The following is a 6,808-nucleotide window of genomic DNA, read 5'->3' as shown; positions in this document are numbered from 1 at the left end:
TACATATAAAGAAAGAGCGTATGAAGAAAATAGTGCTACCCAATAACTTCTTTTCCGAAGCTGCCGAAGCGCTGAAACAAGGCCATACCGTGAAACTCCTCATCGGTGGGCAAAGCATGTATCCTTTTATCAGAGGAGGGATAGACATGGTGGAAGTCATTCCTTGCCCGCCCGAGGGAGAACTGCCTGCCTGGTGTTGCCCTTTCTACCAATGGGAAGGTCGGTATATGATTCACCGGTACATCGGTCGCGAAGGCGATGACTGCCTGATGTTAGGGGACGGAAACGTGGCACGTATTGAGCGGGTAAAGCGGCAAGACATCATTGGCTTACTACGAACCATCCACCGTCCCGACGGGACAACGCAGGATTGCCGTGATGCACACTGGTTGAAAAAGGCGGAATGGTGGTACCGGTTGCGTTCCCTGCGTCGATGGCTACTACCAATCTGCAAGATGGTGCGAGTCAGATAAATTATGTAATCCAAATTAGGAAGTTTACCATTCGTTTTTGTTACCTTTGCTCTGTAGAAACATTAAAAGCTGAACGCTTATGAAAGCATTACCTTATGGAATATCAGATTTCCCCCGCATCATGCGCGAGGATTACTACTATGTGGATAAGACCCGCTTCATCGAGGCGCTGGAACGGCAACCTCCCTACTTGTTTCTGATTCGTCCCCGTAGATTTGGTAAATCACTGTTTCTGGCCATGCTGGAAGCGTACTACAGCATCGACTATGCCGATCGATTTGAAGAACTGTTCGGAAAACTATATATCGGACAGCATCCGACAAAGTGGCATAACCGGTATATGGTTCTGCGCTTCAACTTCTCAGCTATCAGTTCAAAACTGGAGGACGTGGAGAAGTCGTTCTGCGAGTATTGCTGCATGGTGATGAAGAATTTCATCCTGAAATATGAGCGTCTGTTGGGCAGTGATATCTGGAAGGTTGTCAAACCTGACGAGACCAACCCGCGGCAAATGTTGGCGGCCCTCAAGGAATATATCAGCCGCACGGACTGCCCGCGTATTTACCTGCTGATTGACGAGTACGACAATTTCACCAATACCATTCTTTCTTCCTACGGCCAGGAACGCTACCGGGAAAAGACGCACGGTGAAGGCTTTATCCGTGGTTTCTTTAATAACATTAAGGAGTCTACTTCCAACGCCGGTGCTGCGGTGGAACGGCTTTTCATTACAGGCGTCAGCCCCATAACGATGGACGATGTGACGAGTGGATTCAATATCGGAACGAACATCAGCATGCTGCCGCAGTTCAACAGCATTATCGGATTCAGTGAGGATGAAGTAAGGGAAATGATTACTTATTATAAGGATGAAGACGCACTGCCGGAGGACGTTACGGTGGAAGGACTGTTGGAGATTATGAAGCCGTGGTATGATAATTACTGCTTCTCGGAAGATCGTTTAGAAGAGCGGATGTACAATTCGGATATGACACTTTATTTTCTTAACAGTTATCTGCAATTGGGCAAAGCTCCCAAAATGATGGTCGACAACAATATCCGTACGGATTACAACAAGCTCCGTCATCTGGTACAAATAGATAAGACGTTTGGTGCGAATGCCTCTATCATCCAGCAGATTGTGGCGGAGGGCAGCACTACGGCACAAATTTCCACTTCCTTCCCAGCTGAAAAGATGACTGATACGGAGAATTTCAAGAGCCTGCTGTTCTACTTCGGAATGCTTTCTATACAAGGTACCGATTTCGGAAGTGCCGTTCTTGGCATCCCAAACTTGACTGTACGCGAACAGCTTTATACCTATTTGGTAGAAGCCTACCGCGAAGCAAATATGTTCGATTTGGATCTTTCTTCTTTCTCCGGTTTGGTGAAGAAGATGGCTCTCCGTGGCGAATGGGAGCCCGTCTTCCGCTTCTTTGCCGGAGAATTGGAACGTCAGAGCGCCATTCGTGAGTTTATCGAAGGAGAAGCACACGTAAAAGGTTTCCTGCTGGCTTATCTGGGATTGACACAAGGCTATGTACTCTTCCCCGAACATGAGTCTTCCAAAGGCTATGCGGACTTCTACATGATGCCAGACTTGTTGCATCAGCCGGAGATTGCCTACAGCTATATCGTGGAAGTGAAGTATGCACGGCGTGATGCTTCGGAAGCGGATATCGCATTGTTGAAGCAGGAAGCTGCCGAACAACTGAAACGCTATGCGGCGGATGAGAAGGTGCTTCGCACCAAAGGGCATACGGAACTGGGGTTTATCACTTTGGTCTTTAAAGGATGGGAACTGGTGGTTGCAGAGAAGTCATGATACCATAATACACTTCAGGACGCCGTATGGCAGATAAGGTATTTAACTAAAATTATTACGGAAAAATTTCCTTAATTACGAATGTCGTTGTACTTTTGCATCATCTTTAAAAGAACACTTATAAACAAAAAAACATTAGAATTATGTCAAAAGTAACCGTAGTAGGTGCAGGTAACGTAGGTGCTACATGCGCAAATGTGTTGGCCTTTAATGAAGTGGCTGACGAAGTGGTAATGCTGGACGTGAAAGAAGGCGTTTCAGAAGGTAAGGCAATGGATATGATGCAGACTGCTCAACTGTTGGGCTTCGACACCACTATTGTAGGTTGTACCAACGATTATGAAAAGACTGCTAACTCTGACGTAGTAGTTATCACTTCAGGTATTCCCCGTAAGCCGGGCATGACTCGTGAAGAACTGATCGGTGTAAATGCAGGTATCGTGAAGTCGGTTGCACAGAACATCCTGAAATACTCTCCGAACGCTATCCTCGTAGTGATCTCTAACCCGATGGATACCATGACTTATCTGTCACTGAAGTCTCTGGGCGTTCCCAAGAACCGTATCATCGGTATGGGTGGTGCTTTGGACAGCTCTCGTTTCAAATATTTCTTGTCTCAGGCTTTGGGCTGCAACGCCAACGAAGTAGAAGGCATGGTTATCGGTGGTCACGGTGATACGACTATGATTCCGTTGGCTCGTCTGGCTACTTACAAAGGACAGCCGGTAAGCACATTGCTGAGCGCTGAGAAACTGGACGAAGTGGTAGCTTCTACAATGGTAGGTGGTGCTACGCTGACTAAGTTGTTGGGTACTTCTGCTTGGTATGCTCCGGGTGCAGCAGGTGCATACGTAGTAGAGTCTATCATCCACAACCAGAAGAAGATGATTCCTTGCTCTGTTTACCTGGAAGGTGAATACGGTGAGTCAGACATCTGCATCGGTGTTCCTGTAATTCTTGGCAAGAACGGTATCGAAAAGATCGTTGAACTGGATCTGAACGCTGACGAAAAAGCTAAGTTTGCTGCCAGCGCTGCTGCCGTTCACAAAACGAATGCTGCTCTGAAAGAAGTAGGTGCTCTCTAATCGAGGGGGGACTTAATTAAAGAATAAGTAAACCTCACGGTCTTTATTAACAAAGGTCGTGAGGTTTTTTGGTTATTAACAACGATATTATGAAAAAACTATTACTCAGCCTTGCCGCGCTCTGCCTGGCAGGCTTTATTTCGGCTCAAGACGCTCCGTTGTGGATGCGCAATTGTGCCATCTCCCCTGACGGGACAACCATTGCCTTTACTTATAAAGGAGATATCTACACAGTGCCCTCCGCCGGTGGAAGAGCGATGCAACTTACCACCAACCCCGCCCACGACACCGCTCCGGTATGGAGCCCGGACAGCAAGCAGATTGCTTTTGCCTCGGATCGTCTGGGAAGCATGGACGTTTACATCGTCTCCAAAGAGGGTGGCGAACCCCGCCGCCTGACGACCCATTCGGCTGACGAGACGCCTCTGGCTTTTGCCGATGCAGGTCATATCCTCTTCACTGCGGATATCATGCCCTCTGCCGAGGCGGTTGTTTTCCCTTCCAACGGACAGTTCAAGCAAGTATATCAGGTGCCTGTAGAGGGCGGACGTCCGGTGATGGTTTCGTCCATGCCGATGGAACGCATCTCCATCAATAAGGACGGAGTGATGCTCTATCAGGACAAGAAGGGCTATGAGGACTATTGGCGGAAGCACCACGTTTCGCCCATTGCCCGCGATATATGGACGTACAATCCGAAGGCGACTCCCGCTTATCAGCAGCAGACTACTTTCGGTGGAGAAGACCGCGAACCGGTTTGGGCTCCCGATGGAAAAACGTTCTACTATCTGAGCGAAGAGAAGGGTTCGTTCAACGTATTCCAGCGTGCTCCCGGCGCTTCGTCGGCTACGCAGGTGACGCATTATGCCAAGAACCCGGTGCGCTTCCTCAGCGTGGCAGCCGATGGACGGCTGTGCTACGGCTTCGACGGCGAAATCTATACCCTCCGTCCCGGTAGCGAGCCGCAGAAAGTGAATATCAGCATTCTCACCGACAAGAGCGACAAAGACCTGATTCGTCAGATTAAGAGCAGCGGTGCTACGGAGATGGCGGTATCGCCCGATGGCAAGGAAGTTGCCTTCGTGCTTCGCGGTGACGTATATGTGACGTCGGTAGAGTACAAGACTACCAAGCAAATCACCAATACGCCCTGCCAGGAACGCGATGTAAACTTCGCCCCCGACGGACGTACCCTGGTTTATGCTTCGGAGCGCAACGGCCTCTGGCAGCTCTACACCACTACCATCGTGCGCAAGGAAGAGAAGCAGTTTGCTTATGCTACGGAGCTGAAGGAAGAACGCCTGACGAACTCCGACGTAGCTTCCTTCCAACCCCAGTACAGCCCGGACGGCAAGGAGATTGCTTTCCTCGAGAACCGCACGGCTATCCGCGTCATCAACCTGAAGACGAAGGCGGTGCGCACCGTGATGGACGGTAAGTATCAATACTCTTACGCCGACGGCGACCAGTGGTATCAGTGGAGCCCGGACAGCCGCTGGATTCTTTCGGACTACATCGGCGTGGGTGGCTGGAACAACAAAGACGTCGTTCTTGTCAATGCCGACGGCAAAGGTGAAATGGTGAACCTTACCGAGAGCGGCTACACCGACAGCAACGCCAAGTGGGTGCTGGGCGGCAAGGCCATGATATGGTCCAGCGACCGTGCGGGCTATCGCAGCCACGGCAGCTGGGGTTCCGAAGACGACATCTACATCATGTTCTTCGACGCCGAGGCCTACGACCGCTTCCTGATGAGCAAGGAGGAGACTGCCCTGCTGGAAGAGCAGGAAAAGGCAGCCAAGGAGGAGAAGGAAAAGGCTGAAAAGAAAGACGACAAAAAGAAGGCCGACAAGAAGAAAGACGATAAGAAGAGTGACGATGCCGACAAGGACAAGAAGCCGGAGCCCCTGAAGTTCGACCTTGCCAATCGTTTCGACCGCATCGTGCGCATCACCGGCAACTCTTCGCACCTGGCCGACGCCGTGCTCAGCCCCAAGGGCGATAAGCTCTACTACCTGGCCACCTTCGAAGACGGCTACGACCTGTGGGAACACAACCTGAAGGAGAACTCCACCAAAGTGCTCCTCAAGAGCGTAGGCGCCGGAGCCATGCAGCCCGACAAGGACGGCAAGAACATCTTCCTGTGCAGCTACGACGGCATGAAGAAGATAGAAGTAGAAGGCAGTAAGATTACTCCGATTTCCTTCGAAGCCTTCTTCGACTACCGCCCCTACGGCGAGCGCGAATACATCTTCGACCACGTATGGCAGCAGGTGGACGACAAGTTCTACGTGGCCGACCTGCAGGGCACCGACTGGACCCTCTACCGCGACACTTACAAGCGCTTCCTGCCCTATATCAACAACAACTACGACTTCACCGAGATGCTAAGCGAGATGCTGGGCGAGCTGAACGGTTCGCACACCGGCGCACGCTATTACGCCCCCGGTGCCACGCTGTCCACCGCCACCCTGGGCGTGTTCTACGACGACACGTACACCGGCGACGGACTGAAGATCAAGGAAATCATCGCCCAAAGCCCGCTGACGAAGAAGAAGACCGACGTGCGTACGGGTTGCATCATCGAGAAGATAGATGGCACGCCCATCAAGGCAGGCGCCGACTACTTCCCGTTGCTCGAAGGCAAGGCGGGGCGCAAAGTGGTGCTTTCCGTCTACGACCCCGCCACGAAGAAGCGCTTCGAAGAGACGCTGAAGCCCATCAGCCAGGGCGCGCAGAGCGAATTGCTGTACAAGCGCTGGGTGGAGAACTGCCGCAAGAAGGTGGAAGAACTTTCGGGCGGACGCATCGGTTACGTGCACATCAAGTCGATGGACAGCCAGAGTTTCCGCAAGATATACTCCGACCTGCTGAGCGAGCGCAACCGCGCCAAGGAAGCAGTGGTGGTAGACGTTCGCCACAATGGCGGCGGATGGCTGCACGACGATGTGGTGACGCTGCTCTCGGGCAAGGAGTACGAACGCTTCGTGCCGCGCGGACAATACATCGGCAGCGACCCGTTCAACAAGTGGCTGAAGCCCTCGTGCATGCTGGTTTGCGAGGACAATTACAGCAATGCTCACGGCACGCCGTTCGTCTACAAGACGCTGGGCATCGGCAAGCTGGTGGGTACGCCCGTGGCCGGAACGATGACCGCCGTTTGGTGGGAACAGCAGATAGACCGCAGCATCGTCTTCGGCATTCCGCAAGTGGGATGCGTGGACATGCAGGGCAATTACCTGGAGAACCATACGTTGCAGCCCGACGTGCTGGTGTATAACGAGCCTGCGGCAGCGCTGCAGGGCGAGGATGCACAGCTGAAGGCGGCGGTGGACGAGTTGCTGAAGGGGCTGCCGAAGAAAGCTGCTGAGACGAAAAAGTAATATCGGATGCTGCCGAGCCGAACGGGGCCGGCTATCCCGAAT

At 52.0% G+C, this 6,808-nt stretch carries 4 protein-coding genes; all 4 read left to right on the top strand.

Annotation, left to right across the window (positions count from 1 at the left end):
* Nucleotides 1-473 (top strand): hypothetical protein (locus tag AAE250_RS22345; protein WP_342289443.1); only part of this gene is annotated, 473 nt, incomplete at its 5' end.
* A 79-nt stretch (nucleotides 474-552) separates the two neighbouring features.
* A complete protein-coding gene (locus tag AAE250_RS22340) occupies nucleotides 553-2,298 on the top strand; it encodes an ATP-binding protein (RefSeq protein ID WP_294601457.1) in 1,746 nt (581 codons plus the stop codon).
* A 143-nt stretch (nucleotides 2,299-2,441) separates the two neighbouring features.
* A complete protein-coding gene (mdh, locus tag AAE250_RS22335; RefSeq protein ID WP_342289442.1) occupies nucleotides 2,442-3,383 on the top strand; it encodes a malate dehydrogenase in 942 nt (313 codons plus the stop codon).
* 89 nt (nucleotides 3,384-3,472) lie between these two features.
* Nucleotides 3,473-6,766 carry a S41 family peptidase gene (locus AAE250_RS22330; RefSeq protein ID WP_294601459.1) on the top strand — a complete coding sequence of 1,098 codons (3,294 nt, stop codon included), beginning with the start codon at nucleotides 3,473-3,475 and terminating at the stop codon, nucleotides 6,764-6,766.
* The last annotated feature ends 42 nt before the right edge of the window (nucleotides 6,767-6,808 follow it).

The organism is Bacteroides sp. GD17 (assembly GCF_038448625.1).
In the GTDB taxonomy this organism is placed as follows: domain Bacteria; phylum Bacteroidota; class Bacteroidia; order Bacteroidales; family Bacteroidaceae; genus Bacteroides.
This window is presented reverse-complemented; position numbering and strand designations above follow the sequence as displayed.

Bases quoted from the DNA above. Each gene is read 5' to 3' on its own strand.
- AAE250_RS22340 (WP_294601457.1), top strand. From the start codon at position 553: ATGAAAGCATTACCTTATGGAATATCAGATTTCCCCCGCATCATGCGC.
- mdh (WP_342289442.1), top strand. From the start codon at position 2,442: ATGTCAAAAGTAACCGTAGTAGGTGCAGGTAACGTAGGTGCTACATGC.
- AAE250_RS22330 (WP_294601459.1), top strand. From the start codon at position 3,473: ATGAAAAAACTATTACTCAGCCTTGCCGCGCTCTGCCTGGCAGGCTTT.